Annotated in this window: 18 protein-coding genes and 1 other RNA gene; 6 read left to right on the top strand and 13 right to left on the bottom strand. The window is 63.0% G+C overall.

Annotated elements, in window-relative coordinates:
* Positions 1 to 12 precede the first annotated feature (12 nt).
* The 9 genes from mnhG to nudC all read right to left on the bottom strand — a co-directional run bounded on the left by mnhG (position 13) and on the right by nudC (position 7,839).
* Positions 13 to 378 (bottom strand): monovalent cation/H(+) antiporter subunit G, encoded by a 366-nt coding sequence (gene mnhG, locus ACT6Q8_RS06035; protein ID WP_444734150.1) that lies wholly within the window; start codon positions 376 to 378, stop codon positions 13 to 15.
* Complete coding sequence (locus tag ACT6Q8_RS06040; RefSeq protein ID WP_054169278.1) at positions 375 to 689, bottom strand: monovalent cation/H+ antiporter complex subunit F; 315 nt, start codon at positions 687 to 689, stop codon at positions 375 to 377. The genes mnhG and ACT6Q8_RS06040 overlap by 4 nt, the downstream gene beginning before the upstream one ends.
* Positions 686 to 1,159: a Na+/H+ antiporter subunit E gene (locus tag ACT6Q8_RS06045; RefSeq protein ID WP_082372506.1), complete on the bottom strand. Its 474-nt coding sequence runs from the start codon at positions 1,157 to 1,159 to the stop codon at positions 686 to 688. Before ACT6Q8_RS06045 ends, ACT6Q8_RS06040 begins: the two co-directional genes overlap by 4 nt.
* Positions 1,156 to 2,712 carry a Na+/H+ antiporter subunit D gene (locus ACT6Q8_RS06050; RefSeq protein ID WP_444734149.1) on the bottom strand — a complete coding sequence of 519 codons (1,557 nt, stop codon included), beginning with the start codon at positions 2,710 to 2,712 and terminating at the stop codon, positions 1,156 to 1,158. Before ACT6Q8_RS06050 ends, ACT6Q8_RS06045 begins: the two co-directional genes overlap by 4 nt.
* Positions 2,709 to 3,068 carry a Na+/H+ antiporter subunit C gene (locus tag ACT6Q8_RS06055; protein WP_054169281.1) on the bottom strand — a complete coding sequence of 120 codons (360 nt, stop codon included), beginning with the start codon at positions 3,066 to 3,068 and terminating at the stop codon, positions 2,709 to 2,711. Before ACT6Q8_RS06055 ends, ACT6Q8_RS06050 begins: the two co-directional genes overlap by 4 nt.
* Positions 3,068 to 3,466: a Na+/H+ antiporter subunit B gene (locus ACT6Q8_RS06060; RefSeq protein WP_444734148.1), complete on the bottom strand. Its 399-nt coding sequence runs from the start codon at positions 3,464 to 3,466 to the stop codon at positions 3,068 to 3,070. The genes ACT6Q8_RS06055 and ACT6Q8_RS06060 overlap by 1 nt, the downstream gene beginning before the upstream one ends.
* Positions 3,463 to 5,769, bottom strand: coding sequence for a putative monovalent cation/H+ antiporter subunit A (locus ACT6Q8_RS06065; RefSeq protein WP_444734147.1), 2,307 nt, complete (start codon positions 5,767 to 5,769; stop codon positions 3,463 to 3,465). The genes ACT6Q8_RS06060 and ACT6Q8_RS06065 overlap by 4 nt, the downstream gene beginning before the upstream one ends.
* A gap of 129 nt (positions 5,770 to 5,898) precedes the next feature.
* Positions 5,899 to 6,840, bottom strand: coding sequence for a 50S ribosomal protein L3 N(5)-glutamine methyltransferase (prmB, locus tag ACT6Q8_RS06070; protein ID WP_444734146.1), 942 nt, complete (start codon positions 6,838 to 6,840; stop codon positions 5,899 to 5,901).
* Between the two features lie 78 nt (positions 6,841 to 6,918).
* On the bottom strand, positions 6,919 to 7,839 hold the full coding sequence (nudC, locus tag ACT6Q8_RS06075) for an NAD(+) diphosphatase (protein WP_444734145.1): 921 nt from the start codon (positions 7,837 to 7,839) through the stop codon (positions 6,919 to 6,921).
* A 112-nt stretch (positions 7,840 to 7,951) separates the two neighbouring features.
* On the opposite strand from nudC, the gene ffs reads away from it, so the two are divergent.
* The 3 genes from ffs to ACT6Q8_RS06090 all read left to right on the top strand — a co-directional run bounded on the left by ffs (position 7,952) and on the right by ACT6Q8_RS06090 (position 10,393).
* An RNA gene (gene ffs / locus ACT6Q8_RS06080) (signal recognition particle sRNA small type) lies at positions 7,952 to 8,049 on the top strand.
* A gap of 118 nt (positions 8,050 to 8,167) precedes the next feature.
* Entirely contained in the window at positions 8,168 to 10,066 is a 1,899-nt protein-coding gene (locus ACT6Q8_RS06085) for a DNA polymerase III subunit gamma/tau (RefSeq protein ID WP_444734144.1), read from the top strand.
* 3 nt (positions 10,067 to 10,069) lie between these two features.
* On the top strand, positions 10,070 to 10,393 hold the full coding sequence (locus tag ACT6Q8_RS06090) for a YbaB/EbfC family nucleoid-associated protein (RefSeq protein WP_054169286.1): 324 nt from the start codon (positions 10,070 to 10,072) through the stop codon (positions 10,391 to 10,393).
* 92 nt (positions 10,394 to 10,485) lie between these two features.
* Here the strand turns inward: ACT6Q8_RS06090 and ACT6Q8_RS06095 are convergent, their stop codons facing one another.
* The gene (locus tag ACT6Q8_RS06095) at positions 10,486 to 11,385 is read right to left on the bottom strand and encodes a LysR family transcriptional regulator (RefSeq protein WP_054169287.1); all 900 of its coding nucleotides are present in this window, start codon (positions 11,383 to 11,385) and stop codon (positions 10,486 to 10,488) included.
* A gap of 162 nt (positions 11,386 to 11,547) precedes the next feature.
* Between ACT6Q8_RS06095 and ACT6Q8_RS06100 the strand changes: the two genes are divergently transcribed.
* From ACT6Q8_RS06100 to ACT6Q8_RS06110, 3 genes are read left to right on the top strand one after another with little or no spacing between them, the layout of a single operon-like run.
* Complete coding sequence (locus ACT6Q8_RS06100; protein ID WP_444734143.1) at positions 11,548 to 12,597, top strand: enoyl-CoA hydratase/isomerase family protein; 1,050 nt, start codon at positions 11,548 to 11,550, stop codon at positions 12,595 to 12,597.
* Positions 12,598 to 12,622: 25 nt separating this feature from the next.
* Positions 12,623 to 13,510 (top strand): 3-hydroxyisobutyrate dehydrogenase, encoded by an 888-nt coding sequence (mmsB, locus tag ACT6Q8_RS06105; protein WP_444734142.1) that lies wholly within the window; start codon positions 12,623 to 12,625, stop codon positions 13,508 to 13,510.
* A 1-nt stretch (position 13,511) separates the two neighbouring features.
* Positions 13,512 to 15,056, top strand: a complete 1,545-nt coding sequence (locus ACT6Q8_RS06110) for a malonate--CoA ligase (RefSeq protein WP_444734141.1) — start codon at positions 13,512 to 13,514, stop codon at positions 15,054 to 15,056.
* 3 nt (positions 15,057 to 15,059) lie between these two features.
* On the opposite strand, the gene ACT6Q8_RS06115 is transcribed toward ACT6Q8_RS06110, so the two are convergent.
* The 3 genes from ACT6Q8_RS06115 to ACT6Q8_RS06125 form a co-directional block, all read right to left on the bottom strand.
* The gene (locus ACT6Q8_RS06115) at positions 15,060 to 15,605 is read right to left on the bottom strand and encodes a DUF1697 domain-containing protein (RefSeq protein WP_054169290.1); all 546 of its coding nucleotides are present in this window, start codon (positions 15,603 to 15,605) and stop codon (positions 15,060 to 15,062) included.
* 52 nt (positions 15,606 to 15,657) lie between these two features.
* The gene (locus ACT6Q8_RS06120; protein WP_156344743.1) at positions 15,658 to 16,047 is read right to left on the bottom strand and encodes a hypothetical protein; all 390 of its coding nucleotides are present in this window, start codon (positions 16,045 to 16,047) and stop codon (positions 15,658 to 15,660) included.
* A 125-nt stretch (positions 16,048 to 16,172) separates the two neighbouring features.
* On the bottom strand, positions 16,173 to 18,443 hold the full coding sequence (locus ACT6Q8_RS06125) for a beta-glucosidase (RefSeq protein ID WP_444734140.1): 2,271 nt from the start codon (positions 18,441 to 18,443) through the stop codon (positions 16,173 to 16,175).
* Positions 18,444 to 18,965 lie beyond the last annotated feature (522 nt).

Here is an 18,965-nt window from a genome sequence, read left to right on the forward strand (position 1 = left end):
CCCCAATTACGGTTATTCGCCAAGCCGCAGGGCCGGATCGTCCTTGGTTCCTTTCAATTCATCGACGCTCGCACCCTTCCACAAGGGCTCTCCCGTGGCGTAGATGGCGCGACCGATCATGTGGGCCGCGACAGGGGTGGTCAGCAGCAGGAACAGGATGGCAGCCGCCGCCCGCGCCACGACATCAATGCCGGGGAAAAACAGCGCGACTGACAGCAGGATCAGGCCGCATCCCAGGGTACCGGCCTTGCTGCTGGCATGCATGCGGGTCAGCACATCAGGCAGGCGCAGCACGCCGATGGCGGCGATCAGGCAGAAAATGGCACCACCCAGCACGACCAGTCCGATGAAGGCCTGCCAGAAATCGTTCAGCATCATGCTGTTTTCTCCTCCGTGGCGGCCTTGGATTTTTTGTATGTCGCGGCCTTGTGCTCAATAAAGCGGGCATAGGCGATGGTGCTGAAAAACGCGACCAGAGCCAGGGCAATGGCCGCGTCCAGGAACACGACCTGCCCGACATAGATCGACAACAGCGCGATGAAGGCCACGGCCTGCACACCGAACAGATCGACGGCCACGATACGGTCGCCGGCCATGGGTCCCAGCACCACACGGGCCAGCGACAGCAGCAGCGCCACCAGCATGATGGACATGGCGATGACGATGCAGGTGGAAAGGAACGGGGTCATTCCAGCACCTCAATAATGCGCCGCTCCATGGTCGATTTAATCTCATGACGCAGGGCATCGGGATCGGAACCGAACATGGCGTGGACATAAAGGGTCTTGCGGTCGGGTGCGACGTCCAGCGACAGGGTGCCCGGCGTCAGGGTTACGCAGCAGGCGAACAGCTCAATCTCCCAATCGGACTTCACATCCAGTGGTATGGCGATCACGGCAGGGCAGACCTTCTCGCCCAGGCCCAGCACGCCGCCCGCCACCTTCCAGGCCGATACCACGATCTCCTTAACCATCCAGCCGGTGAAGGCCAGACCACCCCACAGGCGCAGGAAATAGGTCTGTTCGGGATAAAGCGGACGGGCGATCCACAGGATGATGTGGGACAGGGTGATGCCCGCGATGAAGCTGCCCAGGCTGAAATTGGACATGATGCCCATCCAGGCCAGCGCCAGCAGGATATTGACGACCATCAGGCTCATGGTGCGGCTCCCGTCTCCAGTGCCCCCAGTTGCGTCGGTTGCGGCGCCGGCGTGGTGCCCAGCACGGCCTGGACATAGGCGCTGGTGTCATACAGGCTTTCGCCCACCTGACCCGCCACGTTCAGCAGCCGTTCCGGTTGCAGCCCGATGGAGACGGTGATCAGGGATAGCAACAGCAGCGGCATAACCAGGGCGTAGGATCGGGCAAAGGGCAGGGTGGACAGGGTATCAGCGGGCGGTTCCGCCGGCGCCTTCCACACCATCTCCGCCCAGACACGGCCCACCAGCCATATGGTCAGCAGGCCCGTCAGCAGCAGCAGCCCGACCATCACATAATGTTGCGCATCCAGCCCGGCCCGCACCAACAGCAGCTTGCCCCAGAACCCCGACAGGGGCGGGAACCCGGCCAGCGATCCCAGCGGCACGAACAGTAGCAGGCACAGCCAGGGTGCCGATTTGAACAGACCGCCCAGGCGCGCATAATCAGTGCTGCCACCCGCCATGCGGCGGACCAGACCGGCACCCAGGAACAGGTTCGTCTTCACCACGATGTCATGCACCATGTAGAAGGCCGCCGCCGCCAGGGCCAGCGGGGTGGCGATGGCCAGACCCATAACCATGCTGCCGATATGGGCCACCACCTGCCAGGACCAGGCGCGGTTCAGGTCGCGCGCGGCCAGCGACCCCAGTACGCCCACGATCATGGTGATGCCGGCCATCACCATCAGGATGCCGTGGGTCCATTCCCTATCGCCGGTAAAGATCAGGGTGAAAACCCGGATCAGGGCATAGACGCCGACCTTGGTCAGCAAGCCGGCGAAAATGGCCTGCACCGACACGGATGGGGTGTGATAGGTGGCAGGCAGCCAGAAAAAAAAGGGGAACAGCGCCGCCTTCATGCCAAAGGCGATGATGAACAGCACCGCAATGGCGCTTATCACCGGCTGGCTGGGTACCGCAGGTACGCGCACCGACAGGTCGGCCATGTTCAGCGTGCCCGTGACGCCATAGAGCAAAGCAACCGCCAGCAGCAGACAAGCGGTCGCCACCATGTTGATACAGACATATTTGATAGCGGCATCAATCTGTTCGCGAAGGCCACCCAGTGACAGCAGCACGAAGCTGCTGATCAACATCACCTCAAACCAGACATAGAGATTGAACAGGTCGCCCGTGACAAAGGCGCCGCAGACACCGGTCATCAGCACCTGGAAGATGGGGTGATGCCCGCCGTGTTCACGCACCGCATCGATATCCCCCAGCGCATGCAGTGCTACGCAGAACCCCATCAGGGCCGCGATCAAGATCATCAGGGCGGACAGCGGGTCGGCCACAAGGGTGATACCGAAGGGGGCAGCCCAGGACCCCATCTGCACCACCTGGATGCCTTGATCGAGGACGATGGACAGCAATGATCCGCCGACAATGACTAGCGCGAGACTGCCCATTAGCGACAGAACCCGCTGTGCCACCGGATATTTCCAGGCCACCATGCACAGGGCGGCGGTGAACATCGGGATCAGGATGGGTGCGGCGGTCAGCCAGGCATTCATGGCATGTCCTCCGGCTCTGCCACGCGCATGGCCCCAGTATCCAGCGTCCCCATCTCCTGATAGGCGCGGTAACCCAGGACAAGGGCGAAGGCCAGCAGGCCGAACCCGATGACGATGGCCGTCAGGATCAAAGCCTGGGGCAGGGGGTTGGCGGCGGCCCGATCCATCACCTCCGCCCCTTGCGCGATCAATGGAGCATTCCCGGTAGTAAGGCGACCGACTGTCAGGATGGCGACGTTAATGGCGTTCGACAGCAGGATGACGCCAAACATAACGCGCAGATATTGCCGTGACAGGAACAGATAGACCGCGCCCGCAACCATGCCGCCCACGGTCAGGGCCATGATCACTTCCATCAATCGTCCCCCTCTGCCATGAGGGTCTGGACCATGGCCAGGATCGCGCCCACCACCACCAGATAAACCCCGATATCGAACAGGACGGGCGTGCCCAGTGCGCCCAGCCACTGCGCCGTCATATAGGGTTCGCCCGAAAACGCCCCCAGGAAGCCGGGCAGAATGCCGACCAGCAGGCCCGTGCCCAGGATGCTGCGCGGATCGACCTTCAACATGTCGCGCATGGCCTTCACTCCGAAGGCCAGGGCATGCAGGGCGAAGCCCACGGCACAGATCAGGCCCCCGACAAAGCCACCGCCCGGTTCATTATGGCCCCGCCACAGGATAAAGACACTGAACAGCAGCATCAGGGGCAGCAGCAACCGAACGCCGGTGCGCAGGATCAGGCTGTCCATCATGACCGGCCCCTCTTTCCCATCCGGGCGCGCAGCAGGGCGAACACTCCCAGACCCGCGCTGGCGACCACGGTGATCTCACCCAGCGTGTCGAACCCGCGGAAATCGACCAGGATCACATTGACGATGTTGCGGCCATGCGCCTCCAGCAGCGAGGTGTCTCCGAAGAAGTGCGACAGATCCAGCGCCAGCGGTTGATCCAGCACGGCCAGCATGATGGCGCTGACCACCCCGCCCAGGCCTAGGGCCAGTATGGCATGGAATAGTTTGGCCGCCCTTGTCCGGTCCGATCCCGGCGGCAGCATCGGCAGCTTTGCCATGATCAGCACCAGGATGATGGCCGACAAGGTTTCCACCATCAGCTGGGTGATGCCGACATCGGGCGCCCCGAACAGCAGAAAGAACAAGGCCACCGACATGCCCGTGATGGCCAGCGACAGGATCGCCTCCATACGCGACCGTGCACGGATGGCCCCGACGGTGCCGCCCAGCATCAGCAGGGCCAGCGATCCGCCCAACGCATCCTCAATCTCCAGGCTGATGCCCGGCCAGACCAACCCGCCGCGAACAGCCAGGGTGGCACCCAGCAGAACCAGGATACCGGTGAATATCCAGGCGAGGTAGCGGTGCAGCATCCCATCTTGCAACCAGCCGGTCACCCGCCGTGCCAGCCGGTCCAGCAGGGCAAGCAGGCAGTCCCAGGCCCGGTCATGATCGATACGGGTGGCCAGCTGTATCTTGGCCAAGGCGTTCTTCACGGCCGGCTGACCAGTGTAAATCCCCACGCCCAGCGCGACCGTCAGGGCGGACAGGCCCAATGCAGGCGTGAACCCGTGCCAGAGATGCAGTTCCAGCCCCAGCGGGGCACCCCGCACCGCATCGGCGGCAGCACCCAGCAACCCCTGCGGCAGTCCGACCCACAGGCCGAAAAGCAGCGACAGGCTTGCCAGAATGCCGGGCCCCGCCAGAAGTGCCGCCCCCCCTTCATGCGCATGCGCAGCGGCCTTTGTGGGTGCTCCCAGGAACGGCTTCAGGAAAATCGTGGCTGCCGCTGCCACCATCGCGGCATTGGCCAGCAGCAGGGCTGCCAGTGCCAGATAGTGACCGTTGCGGAAAATATTGTCGTAGATCAGTTCCTTGGCGACAAAACCCAGCAGGGGCGGCAGCCCCGCCATCGACAGGGCCGCCACGGCGATGAACAGGCCCGTGGCCGGCATCTTTCCCCAAAGCCCCCCTAATTCACCCACCTCGCGCGTGCCGCTGCCATGGTCCACGGAGCCGGCGCCCATGAACAGCGCCCCCTTGTAAAGGGAATGGGCTAGTAGGAACCCGGCGAAGGCCTTCAGGGCGCCGTCACTGCCGATACCGATCAGCAACACCAGCACGCCCAGCGCCATCAGCGTGGTATAGGCCAGGATCTTCTTCAGATCGGTGGAGCGCAGGGCCATGGCCGAGCCCCACAGGGCCGTGACGCCACCGGCAATGGTCAAGGCCCAGAACCAGGCCTCTGTCCCGCCCAGCGTCGGGTTCAGCCGGGCCAGCAGATAGACGCCGGCCTTCACCATGGTGGCCGAATGCAGATAGGCGCTTACCGGTGTTGGCGCATCCATGGCATTGGGCAGCCAGAAATGGAATGGCACCTGCGCCGATTTGGTAAAGGCGGCCAGCAGCAGCAGGATCAGCATGGCGGGATAGAGCGCATGTGTGCGCAGATCGGCGCCTGAGGCGGCGATGGCCGACAGGGTCCATTCCCCCGAGCCCGAGCCCATCAGGACAAGTCCCGCCAGCAAGGCCATGCCGCCGCCGCCCGTCACCAACAGCGCCTGGATGGCCGACCGCCGCGATCGGGCATCCTCGTGATTGAAGCCGATCAGCATGAAGCTGGTGATGCTGGTCAGTTCCCAGAACACAAACAGGCTGATCAGATCGTCCGCCGTGACCAGTCCCAGCATCGCGGCCATGAAGGCCAGGATGAACAGATGGAACCGCCCCTCACGCGGATGACCGCGCAGATAACCGCCGGAATAGATGACAATGAAGGCGCCAATTCCGCAGATCAGCAGGGCGAACAGCAGCGATAGCCCGTCAAGCCGAAATGACAGCGCGACGCCCAGCGATGGCGCCCAACTGGTGGTTTCCAGAACGGGCGTACCTGCCGTCACACCCGGAACCTGTGTCGCGAACCAGAGCGCGGCTGACAGCGGCACCAAGGCCAGAAACCAGTGCGACAGTGCGGGCAACACCCGATTGAGAGTGGGGGCGATGGCCGCAGCCAGGATGATGGCAAGGATGGCTGTCAATATCACGCGGCAATCCGCCTTTCCGCTCCGATGGTTAGGGGCAATATAAGGATTGGCGGGGACCGTTCAACCATAACCGGTTCAAATTCCGACGCCGGTGATGGGAAATATCAACGGCGCCGGAATCGGCGGCTTTTAAAGCTCCAACAGTTGTTCGCGCGTGATCCAGAAGACTTCGCCGAAGGAATGTTCGGTTTCCAGCCACAGGAATTCGGCGTCCGGGTAGGTTTCTTCAAGTGCGGCACGACCGGTGCCGACCTCCACCAGAAGGCCACCCTCCGGGTTCAGGTACTTGGGCGCTTCCTTCAGGATCCGGTGGACGATGGCCATGCCATCATCATCGCCGCCGACCAGGGCCATGCGTGGTTCCGCCTGATATTCGGGTGGCAGATTGTCCATCGCCTCCTTATCGACATAGGGCGGGTTGGAGATGATCAGATCGTATTTCTTGCCCTTCAGCGGCTTGAACAGGTCGCCATGGAACAGCTTCACGCGTTCTTCCAGACCGTGGTCGGCCACGTTGATCTTCGCCACCTCCAGCGCGTCGGGCGAGAGGTCGACGGCATCGACATCGGCCAGCGGGAAAATGCTGGCCGCCAGGATGGCCAAGCAACCTGAACCGGTGCAGAGGTCCAGCACCTTTTCCACATCGGTCACGTCATCGACCAGGGTGAAATCCTGCTCGCCGCCAAACAGTTCGCCAAACAGCAACTCACCAATGAAGGAGCGGGGCACGATGACGCGATCATCGACATAGAAGGGAACGCCCTGGATATAGGTGCGCTTGGTTAGATAGGCGGCGGGTTTGCGGGTGGTCACACGGCTATGGATAATCTCCGCCAGCGCCAGCCGTTCAGCGGGGATCAGCTTCGCATCGAAATAAGGTTCCAGCTGATCCACTGGCAGCTTCAGCGTTTCCAGCACGATGAAGGCCGCTTCGTCATAGGCGGTGACGGCCCCGTGCCCATGCACCAGCCCGGCGCGATTGAAGCGGCTGACGGCATAGCGGATGAAATCACGCACCGTGGACAGTTCCGCCGCCACGACATTGGTGGCGGGCAGGGACAGATCAGACATTTGGGCACACACTCCGGCTGGAACGGGTTTGGGTGGTCAGGATGGCAGGGCGCGGATAAACGGGCAAGGATCGCCCGCTTATCCGCGCAGCCACGCCTCGATCAGCTGTCTGGAAATACTGTCGAACGGTGGCAAGCGGAAGTTCTCACCATTTTGATTCTTTCGCACGAAATCGCGGCTGAACCAGCGCACATCCTCCAGCTCATCCTCATCCGCCTTCACGTCCAGCGTGGTGGCACGTGCGTGGAAGCCCAGCATCAGGGAGGATGGGAAGGGCCAGGGCTGGCTGGAATGGTATTTCACATCCGTGACGCGCACGCCCGCCTCTTCGAAACATTCGCGCATCACCGTCTCTTCCAGGCTTTCGCCAGGTTCCACGAATCCGGCGAGCGTGGAATACATGCCGGGTGGGAAGCGCGATTGCCGACCCAGAAGGCAGCGGTCGCCGCCATCATGGACCAGCATGATGACCGCCGGGTCATGGCGTGGGAAATGCTGGGCGGCGCAGTCGGGATTGGTGCAGCGCCGGCTGTGCCCGCCCTCCGCCGCCGCCGTGGGCGATCCGCAGGTGCCGCAGAATTTATGCTTGCCGTGCCACAGCATCAAGGCACGGATATAGGCATACATGCCACCTGCGCGCTGCCCGATGCGGGTGCCCAGCGAGCGCAGTTCCACGAACCGGCCCAGCTTCGCCACCTCGGCATGGGTGTCGACATCTTCCAAAGGCGAGATATCGACGGCGAAATATGAATGGCCGCCATCATCACCCAGATAGATGGGTGGCATGGCCAGATGCCACCCCCACCAGTCGGCGGTGACTGGCAGGTAAGCAGGCAGGGGCGCATCATCGGCCCCCGTAATCAGATGCCGGCCCCGCCACCAGGGGATGATCCGGGCAGCCTGTGGGTGGCGCAGACGGGCGGTAAGCCAGTCCTCATCCTTGCGCCGGTGGGCGGCCCGATCCAGGCCGGAGCCGGCATAAAAGTTCAGTCTCATCATGGTTTGGCGACGGTGACATGTGCGCGGGCAAGCCGCCAATGCACAGGCGTCAGAGCGGCCCCGGCGGATTTCTCCCTTGTTTTTCTGCTGACACTCGCCGATATAGGCGTCGGGAGGTTGGCAACGGGCGAGTCCCTCGCCAACCCGGTCAGGTCCGGAAGGAAGCAGCCGTAACGAGTTTCGGCTCGGGTCGTTCGTCCAGCCTCCCACCCTACGCAAAATTCGCCATCGTTGCGCCGCTCCGTCAAAAGCGGTATCGCAAAACCGTGGCGTTGGCGCGCTTGCATCACTAAACTGTCGCGTCCTTGCCGTAGACCCGAGACGCCCCGTGACCGACGAGACGAACAGCCATTCCGCCGCCGGTGCCGCCTATCGCGTGCTGGCGCGTAAATACCGGCCGCAGAATTTTGATGAGCTGGTGGGTCAGGATGCGCTGGTCCGGACGCTGCGCAACGCCATCCAGTCGGGCCGCATCCATCAGGCGTATATGCTGACCGGTGTGCGCGGGGTGGGCAAGACGACGACGGCGCGCATCATTGCGCGTGCGCTGAACTGCATCGGGCCGGACGGGCAGGGCGGGCCGACCATCAGCCCCTGCGGCGTCTGCGAGATGTGCGTGTCCATCGCCGCCGACCGCAATGTCGATGTGATCGAGATGGACGCGGCGTCGAATACCGGCGTTGATAACGTGCGCGAGATCATTGAGGGGGTGCGCTATGCCCCGTCTGCCGCGCGCTACAAGCTCTACATCATCGACGAAGTGCACATGCTGTCGAAAAGCGCTTTCAACGCGCTGCTGAAGACACTGGAAGAACCGCCGCCGCATGTGAAGTTCGTCTTCGCCACTACCGAGATTCGCAAGGTGCCGGTGACGGTGTTGTCGCGGTGTCAGCGATTCGACCTGCGCCGTGTGGATCACCCCACCCTGGTGGGCCATTTCACGCGTGTCTCGGCCAAGGAAGGCGTGCCGGTGGAGCCTGACGCCATCGCCCAGATTGCGCGGGCTGCCGATGGGTCGGTGCGTGACGGTCTTTCGCTGCTGGATCAGGCCATTGCGCTGGGCGGCGGTAATGTCACCCTGGCGCAGGTGCGTGATATGCTGGGTCTGGCTGACCGGACCCGCGTCATCGACCTGTTCGAAGCGACCATGACGGGCAAGCCGGCGGATGCGCTGGACATCCTGACCGACCTGCATCGTTGCGGGGCCGATCCGATTGTCATCACCCAGGACCTGCTGGATTTTGCCCATTTCCTGACCCGTGCCCGTGTCATTCCGGCCACTGCCGAGGATGTGTCGATCCCGGAGGATGAGCGCACGCGTGGTGTCGCCTTGGCACAGAAGCTGGGCATGGCGTCACTGTCGCGCGCCTGGCAGATTTTGTTGAAGGGTTTGGCCGAAATCCAGCATGCGCCGGTGCCGATGCAGGCGCTGGAAATGGTGCTGATCCGCCTGTCCTATGCCTCCGATCTGCCCAGCCCCGCTGAACTGATCAAGAAGATCAATGAGGCGGGTGGGGTAGAGGCGGCGGCGCGCGCCCTGCACGGGGGTAGCCCCGGCGGTGGCGGCGGATTTGCCGGTGGTGGCGGTCCGGGGCCGGTGGTGCATTCAGCCCCGACCCAGGGGGCGCCCATGGCCATGGTGGCGGGCGGAAGGGCCTTTGCGGGGGCACCGGCGCCTGCACCGATGGCGACGCCGCAACCGGTCGGCAAGATTGATACGGTGCCGGAACCAACCAGCTTCCGTGAGGTCGCCGACCTGTTCTTGGACAAGCGCGAGGGCGTGCTGGCTGGCATGCTGCGTGCATCGGTCCATCTCGTTCGTTTTGAAAACGGAATGATTGAGCTGCGCTTGCTGCCAGCCTGCCCGCAGAACCTGCCCGGTAAGGTCGGGCAGTTGCTGACCGAATGGACGGGCAAACGCTGGGTCGTGTCCGTATCCGGTGCCGCCGGTGAGCCGACCATTGCCGAACAGGAACGCGAAGCCGAACTGCGCCAGCGGGCCGAGGCCGCAGAACATCCGCTGGTCAAGGCCGTGCTTGAGGCGTTTCCAGGGGCCAAGATTGACAAGATCATCGACCAGAGCCAGGTAACCCTGGCCCCGCCGCCGATGGCCGAACCTGAAATTCCCGAGGCGATGGACGCTTTTGGGGGTGACGAGATGGCCGACAGCCCTTATTTCGATGCACCACCGCCCATGGATGAGGGCGATTATGAAGGAGACTTCTGAGCCATGAAGAATATCGGCCAGATGATGAAGCAGGCCCAGCAGATGCAGTCCAAGATGGCTGAGATGCAGGCCAAGATGCAGGAACATGAAGCCACGGGCGTGTCCGGCGGCGGCATGGTCAAGCTGACCCTGAACGGCAAGGGCGATCTGCGCGGCCTGAAGATCGACAAGTCTATCGTCGATCCCGAGGATGTCGAGGTTCTGGAAGACCTGATCACCGCCGCGTATAATGACGCCAAGGGCAAGATCGAGGCCTTCACGGCGGAACAGACCAACGCCATGATGGGCGGTCTGAAGCTGCCGCCGGGCTTCAAGATGCCGTTTTAATTGCGGTTTTGTCGCATGCGCTGACGCTTATGCGACCTACGGCATGTTTTTTCGTAGGTCGCATAAGGCTGTTTAAGCCGCATGCGACAAACCTATCCCTGGAACAGCCGTGCGTTGCGCTTTACCTCTTCCGCGATGAATTCCGCGGCCACGCGGATGCGGGAGAGGTGGCGAACGTCCGAATGCATGACCAGCCAGAAGCTTCGGATCAGCTTCACCTCGTCCGGCAGCAGCCGGACCAGGTCTTTCTCCCCCGCCGCCATGAAACAGGGCAGAACGGCAATGCCGCTGCCGGCCTGCACCGCCCGGAACTGCGCCACCAAACTGGCACTTTTCAGATAGGGGCGGATATCGCGGGAGACGAGCGGGACATAATCCAACTCCGGCGTATACAGCAGATCATCGATGTAGGAGATGAAGCGGTGGGCCGCGAGGTCGCCCGGCCCGTCGATGGGCGGTGCCGTCTCCAGATATGACCGCGCCGCATATAGGCCCAGTTCGTAATCGGTCAGCTTGCGCGCATGAAGGCGGCCCGCCTCCGGCTGCGCTAGGGTCACGGCGATATCTGCCTCCCGCTTCGACAGGCTGAACAGGCGCGGCATGGCCACCAACTGCACCTCCAGATCGGGATGCATCGTACCCAGTCGGCCAATACGCGCGGCCAGGAAGAAGCTGCCGAACCCATCGGGGGTGCCGATCCGCACGGCGCCCGACAGCTTGGCCCCGGCACCCGATAGATCCTCCTGGATGGTCAGCGCCATGCCCTCCATAACCTCAGCACTTTGCAGCAGGGTCTCCCCCGCCTGGGTCAGGCTGTATCCCGTGGCATGACGTTCGAACAGGGTGGTGCCCAGCGCCTGTTCCAGGCCTGTCAGGCGGCGGCCCAGGGTGGTGTGATCCACCCCCATGCGCTTGGCGGCCAGGGTCAGCCGACCCGACCGCGCCACCGCTAGGAAGGATTGCAGATCGTCCCAGTCGAACCGGCTGGCCATGCCCACCCCATGCGAGTTTGCGCACAATAATGGCGAGGAACTTCGCATGGATGTGCGTGTGGCCGCAATGGTACTGGTTGAAATGCGGAATTCGTCGCCGTGGCGATGTATAAGAGGGCGGCTTACCGCCCCGGTCAGGGCGATTGAAAGGGAGGATGGGTTTTGAGCGAGGATGTCATCTGCACCGTGCGCGGTGCCATCGGCCATATTCTGCTGAACCGGCCCAAGGCGCTGAACGCCTTGACGCTGGGCATGGTGGAGGTGATCGCACCGGCGCTTGATGCTTGGGGCCAGGATCCCGCCATCAAGGCCGTGGTGATCCGGGGGGCCGGCGACCGCGCCTTCTGTGCCGGGGGTGATGTCCGCGCCGTCTGGGACGCTGGGTGGGAGCGAAAACGAGGGGAGGGCACGGGCGCCCTGACCGCCGCCTTCTTTGCCGGGGAATATCGCCTGAACCGGCAGATCAAGTGCTTTCCCAAGCCCTATGTCGCCCTGATGGATGGCATCACCATGGGCGGCGGCGTCGGCCTGTCGGTCCATGGCAGTCACCGGGTGGTGACGGAAAAGACCCTGCTTGCCATGCCGGAAACGGGTATCGGCCTGTTCCCCGATGTGGGCGGGACGTATTTCCTGCCGCGCCTGCCGGGCAAGCTGGGCGTTTATCTGGGCATGACTGGCGCGCGGGTGCATGCGGCGGACCTGATCTATACCGGGATCGGCACGCATCATGTGCCATCCGCTTCGCTGGATGCCATCGAGGTGGCCCTGGCCGAGGGGCAGGATGTGGATGCCGTGCTGGCGGCACACGCCGCTCCGGTGGGGGAGGCGCCGCTGGCGGCGCTGCGCGAGGCGATTGATGCGGCGTTTGAGGCTGAGGATGTCGAAGGGGCTGTAGCGGGCCTGATCTCCCAGGGTATGCCTTGGGCCGATAAGGTGGCGGAGACCATCCTGTCCATGTCGCCCACCAGCCTGAAAGTGACGTTCGAGCAGTTGCGGCGCGGGGCGGAACTGGACTTTGACGATTGCATGCGGCTGGAATTCCGCATGACCCAGGCGGTGATGGACGGCAACGACTTCTTTGAGGGCATCCGCGCCGTCCTGGTGGACAAGGATAAGAGCCCGAAATGGAACCCCGCAAAGCTGGCCGATGTGTCGGCGGCGGATGTCGCGCGGTACTTCGCGGTGCCGGCGGGCGGGGATCTGACATTCTAAAAGATAACTCACGGAGGAAATGACCATGGCGACCATTGCGTTCATCGGGCTGGGCAATATGGGGCTACCCATGGCCAAGAACCTTCTGAAGGGTGGGCACAATGTGCTGGGCGTCGATCTGGCGCCCGCCAATATTGCCGCCGCCAATGAGGCGGGAATCGACACGTCCAAGTCCGCCGGCGATGCGGCGGCGGTGGCAGATGTCGTTGTTTCGATGCTGCCCGCCGGCGGTCATGTCCGCGCCGTCTATAGCAACGCGGGCGGGGTGATTGAGCGGGCCCGGCCCGGCACGATCTTGATCGACAGTTCCACCATCGATGTGGACAGTGCCCGCGCCGTGATCGCCCAGGCGGAGAAGGCCGGACACCTGATGGTGGATGCGCCCGTGTCGGGCGGCACCGGCGGGGCGGCGGCGGGCACACTCACCTTTATGGTGGGCGGGGCTGAGGCAGCTTTTGCGGTGGCACAGCCGTTCCTGGCCCTGATGGGCAAGAACATCGTGCATGCCGGGGGCCCTGGCACGGGGCAGGCGGCAAAGATCTGCAACAACATGGTGCTGGGCATCTCCATGATCGCCGTGTCGGAGGCGTTTGCCCTGGCCGACAAGCTGGGGCTGGAGCGGCAGAAGCTGTTTGATATTTCCAGCACCTCGTCGGGGCAGTGCTGGTCGCTGACCAGCTATTGCCCGGTGCCGGGCCCGGTGCCGACATCGCCCGCCAACCGCGACTATGCACCGGGCTTTGCCGTGGACATGATGTTGAAGGACCTGAAGCTGGCGCAGCAGGCAGCAGCCAGCAGCGGGGCCAGCACCCCCCTTGGCGCGCAGGCCGCATCCCTGTATCAGCTATTCTCAGCGGCGGGGAACGGCGGTCTCGATTTCTCCGCCATTGTGAAGATGTTGCAGGGGAAATGACATGAGCGGCGGGACAAGCGGCAATCTCTACCATCTGTTTGAAAGCCGTTTTCCCGCCGACCCTACGGCCCGTTTCATCACCCTGATGGACGGGCCGCGTCAGGGTGTGTGGTACACTTACGCCGACGTTGCCTCCATTTCCGCCCGCTTTGCTCATGCCATGGCGGCACTGGGTGTGAAGCGCGGTGACCGCGTGGCGGTGCAGGTGGAGAAGAGTGCGGAAAACCTGTTCCTCTATCTCGCCACTCTGCGAATGGGGGCTGTCTATCTGCCGCTGAACACCGCCTATCAACGGGGCGAGGTCAGTTACTTCCTGGAAGATGCTGCCCCCGCCTTGTTCGTTTGCCGGCCCGAGGATGAGGCGGGCATGAAAGAACTGGCGGCGCGGTGTGGTGTGCCGGCGGTGGCGACTTTGGGCGTGGCGGCCGATGGCAGCCTGCCCGATATGGCCCTGAACCTCAGCCCGCAGTTTGAGACGGTGGCGGTAGGCGAGGATGAACTGGCGGCCATCCTCTACACGTCGGGCACCACGGGGCGGTCGAAGGGGGCGATGACCAGCCATGGCAATCTGGCCAGCAATGCCCTCACCTTGCATCAGCTATGGGGCTTTGTGACGGGCGACGTGCTGCTGCATGCCCTGCCGATTTTCCATGTGCATGGGTTGTTTGTGGCCACCAACACCACCCTGCTGAATGGCGGGCAAATGCTGTTCCTGTCGAAATTCGATGCGGACCGGGTGGTGGAACTGTTGGGGCAGGCCAGTGTCTTGATGGGTGTGCCCACCTTCTATACCCGCCTGCTGACCCATCCCGGCTTCACGCGCGATCTGGTGGCGCATATGCGGCTGTTCATCAGCGGATCCGCACCCCTGCTGGCCGATACGCATACGGAGTTCTCCGCCAGGACCGGTCACGCCATTCTGGAGCGTTATGGCATGACAGAGGCGGGAATGATCACGTCCAACCCGCTGATCGGTGATCGTGTGCCGGGGACGGTGGGCTTTCCGCTGCCCGGCGTGTCGCTACGCGTTGCCGATGAAAAGGGGGCGTTGCTGGGTACGGACGAGATCGGGCAGATCGAGATCAAAGGCCCTAATCTGTTCAAAGGCTATTGGAACAAGCCGGAGAAGACGGCGGAGGATATGCGCGCCGATGGCTTCTTCATCACGGGCGATGTGGGGAAGGTGGATGCGCGCGGGTATGTCCATATTGTAGGGCGGGCCAAGGATCTGGTGATCTGCGGCGGGTTCAATGTCTATCCCAAGGAGATCGAGACGGTTCTGGACGCCATTGATGGCGTCGTGGAAAGCGCCGTCATCGGTTTGCCGCACCCGGATTTCGGTGAGGCGGTAGCCGCTATCATCCAGAGGAAGCCGGGGCGCGGGGATGTGACGGAGGCGTCGATCATCGCGCATGTGAAGGGCGAACTGGCCAATTTCAAGGTACCCAAGCGCGTCTGGTTCGTGGATGAACTGCCGCGCAACCAGATGGGCAAGGTGCAGAAGGCTGCCCTGCGGGAGCAGCACAAGGCGGCGTTTGAGGCATAGGCCTCACCCCGCCATCAGCACGGCCAGCTTATTCAAGGTCGTCCAATTGCGGGACGTGCCGGTGACGCCGGCCAGGCGCAGCAGCTTCACCGGGTCGGTGGCGGCTTTGCCGGCGCCGTGGATGAAATGCATGTACAGCACGTCGCTGGACAGATGCAGTCGGTCGGGGCCGGTATCGAGGGCGGCAAGCTTCGCCGCGCTCGCCGCATCGGGGGCCTTGGACAGGAAGAAGACCAACAAATGGTTGGGGGCGTTGGTGGCAGCATCGGGGAATGGGTTGTTGGCGATCGCGGCCTGTACCTGTGTGGTGTCGCGGATGATATGGTCGGCGGTGAAGCCGAATCGCGTGGCGAATGCGGTCTCCAGCCGGGGTTGTAAGCTCTCAAGCGGCTCGTCGCTGGCTGGGTCGAACAGCAGGTTGCCGGATTGCAGCAGAGTGCGGACGTTGGTGAAGCCCATTTCCTCGTAAAGCTGCCTCCACAGCGCCATCTTCACGATCTTGTTGCCGCCGACATTGATGCCGCGCAGCAGGCAGGCGAGGGTGGGCATGGAAACTCCGGTTAAATGGGGCAGGCGATGCCGCCCCATTTAACCGGTTCGGTCACGCGGGTGCCAGTGTTGCCCGACCCCGCAGACTGATTATCTGCGCGGCACTGATCCCGGCGACGGCCAAGGCCTGTACCAGAATGAAGCCGGTGCCCAGCGGCGTGGTCCAGCCCAGCGAAAGCAGGGCAAGGCTGCCTGCGACCCAGCACAGATTCAGCGCGATCATCACCTTGGCGGGACCCGCCGGCACGCCCACCCGACGCCCGGCCCAGGCCGCGAACAGGGTGCAGGGGAACAGGATGATGCCCGCTTCCAGTAGCAGCCAGGATGGCAAACCCAGCAGCGGCTCCAGCAGGCCCGCCCCCAATGTCAGCAGCAAGCCCGAGGCGAGACAGGTGGCGGCGTCGATCAGTAGAAGCTGGCGGGTGAGGGGACCGATACCCATGATCATCTCCATCATTTGGCGTTGTGATGGGCGGATCATGGCGCGGGTGTCGCAGCGGTGCGATTACCTGTGGCGTAATAAGGAAAAGAAAAAGGGCCGCCCGGTGGAGCAGCCCTTTATCGGGGTTACTTGCCCTTCACGGCACTGAAACTGCCGCCTTTCAGCGTGATCTCCGTGGTCACGGGCAGTTCGGCGGCCGACGTGCCCAGCCAGACCTTGTAGCGACCAGACTTCACCACCCATTCCTTTCTGGTCACGTCAAACGTGGCCAGCAGGCGAGCATCGACGGGGACGGAGAAGCGGCTGCTGGCGCCGGGGGCCAGTTCCAGCTTCTGCCAGCCGGCCAGACGCTTCGGCGCTTCCCAGCCGCCGCCAACGGGACCGATATAGAGCTGCGGCACGGCCTTGCCGGCCCGGTCGCCCTTGTTGGTGACGGTGCCGGACAGGACCAGGGTGCCGTCCGACCCGACCTCCGCCTTCAGCCCGCCATAGCTGAAACTGGTGTAGGACAGGCCATAGCCGAAGGGGAACAGCGGCTTGTGGCCCTTCTGGTCGAACCATTTATAGCCGACGGCGGCCCCCTCGATATAAGAGACGTCAAACTTGGTCCCGTCAGGCAGGCCTTCGCCGTCCAGCTTGGGACGCGGCAACTGATCCAGGCTGGCGGGGAAGGTGACCGGCAGGCGTCCGCTGGCATCCACTTCGCCATAGAGCACGCGGGCAATCGCCTCTCCGCCGGCGGTGCCGGGATACCAAGCGGCCAGGACCGCGCCGACATCCTTCAGCCAGGGCATGAAGACGGGGCCACCGGACTGTACCACCACGATGGTGCGCTTGTTGGCCTTGGCGACGGCGGCGACCAGCGCGTCCTGATTGTCGGGCAGGGTCAGCGCGAAATCCATCGCCTCGCCCGTCCACTGGTTTACGAAGACGATGGCCAGATCGCTGTCGGCGGCCAGTTTGGCCGCTGCCGCCGGGTCGGTGCCGGCATCGAACGCGACATCACCGCCGGCGCGCGACTGGATCGCGGCCAGGGGCGGGTTGGCGTGATAGACGATGGGGCCGGGGAAATTCTTCGGCCCCGTGCCCGGTACGGGATTGCCGCCACGCCCGAACACAGTGGAAGAACCACCGCCCGACATTACGCCCTTGTCGGCGTGACCGCCGATGACGGCGATCTTTTTTGCACCTGCCGCCAGGGGCAGCAGATCACCCTGATTCTTCAGCAGGACAATGCCTTCCTCCGCGTCGGCGCGCGTGATCTTGGCATGGGCGTCATAGTCGATCTTGTGGTCTTCAACCGCGACGGGGTTGTCCATGACGCCATGGTCGAACAGGGCACGCAGGATACGGCGATTCATATCGTCCAGACGGGCCATGGGCACGGAGCCATCGGCCAGCGCCTTGCCCAGCAGGTCGGCGCCGAAGAACATCTCCTTGTCGAAGATATAGCCCGATTCCTGATCCAGACCGTTGTTGGCGGCCTTGGCGGTGCTGTGGACGGCCCCCCAGTCGGACATGACATAGCCCTTATAGCCCCAATCGCCCTTCAGCACCTTGTTCAGGAGGAAGTCGTTTTCGCAGGCATAGTCGCCATTGTAGCGGTTATACGCGCACATGACGGAGCCGGGGTTGGACCGTTCCATGGCGATCTCAAAGGCCAGCAGGTCCGACACCCGCGCACCCGCCTCATCAATATTGGCTGACAGGACGAAACGGCCCGTCTCCTGTGCATTCAGGGCGTAATGCTTGATGGTGGAAACGATGTTGTTGGACTGAATGCCGCTGATCTGTGCGCCGACCATGATGCCGGCCAGCAGCGGGTCTTCCGTCCCATATTCGAAATTGCGGCCATTGCGGGGTTCGCGCACCAGATTGATGCCACCGGCCAGCATGATGTTGAAGCCCGACAGTCGGGCTTCTTTGCCGATCATGGCGCCACCCTGCCGGGCCAGCGCTGGGTTCCAGGTGGCGACGGTCGCGATGCCGGCGGGCAGGGAGGTGCGCTCGCGCATCGGCTCGCTCGAGTCCCGCTGGGTTGCCACGCCGACGCCGGCATCGGTCTGCCACTGTGCCGGAATGCCCAGACGGTCGATGCCAGGGATATAGCCAGCCGAACCCATGCGGATGCCGGTGGGCGGCACGTAATTGCGTTCCTTGAACGGCGATCCGAAATAGCCGAAGACCAGCAGCTTCTTCTCTTCCACCGTCATTTCGCGCAGCAGCAGATCGGCGCGCGCATCGGCGGAAAGAGAGCTGTCCATCCAGGGACGGGCGGCCGTGGCCGTGGTGGCGGTGGCCGGTGCCGCACTTTCGGCGGCCCGCGCCGTGCCAGCGGACAGAGCCGTGGCCAGCAGCAGGGTGGACATGAAGGCCCGCATCTTCCTGTTATTCATTGCCGTTTCTCTTTCGTCGTTTATGGCACAGGCCGAGGATCGGATGATCCAGCGTCCTCCCGCATCAATTTTCATCCTTTAAAGAGGACAGGTTTCAAGCCACCGAAATGATGGCCTTTCCTGCTCCTCCCAAAGGTGTTCCCCCGGCATTGGCGGCGGGTGGTTCATTCTCCATAGTAGCACCGGCGTCGCGCCGTACCAGTGAAATCAGACAACGTTGTCTGATTTCTGTCTGCCTCAACATTCGTAAATCCTCTCTTAACCGTGACATCCTGGCAACAATCAATGGATTGGGGTGCTTGTGGGGCGAGGTTGTGTTAGGGAAACGCTTGAAATTCCGTGATTTCGGCGCTTGCGTCTCGCAGTCGCGGAAACTTTTAATAAGCCAATCAACCATGGATTATGCGTTTATATCCCAGACAAGCCATGTTCGCGCTGTCACTTTGTATGACAACGATGACATATAGCGCTTGACATCAAACCGGCCTGTCGTAAATTCAGAACCACTAAGGATGGGAGCGT

The organism is Niveispirillum sp., assembly GCF_052437035.1.
Classification (GTDB): Bacteria; Pseudomonadota; Alphaproteobacteria; order Azospirillales; family Azospirillaceae; genus Niveispirillum.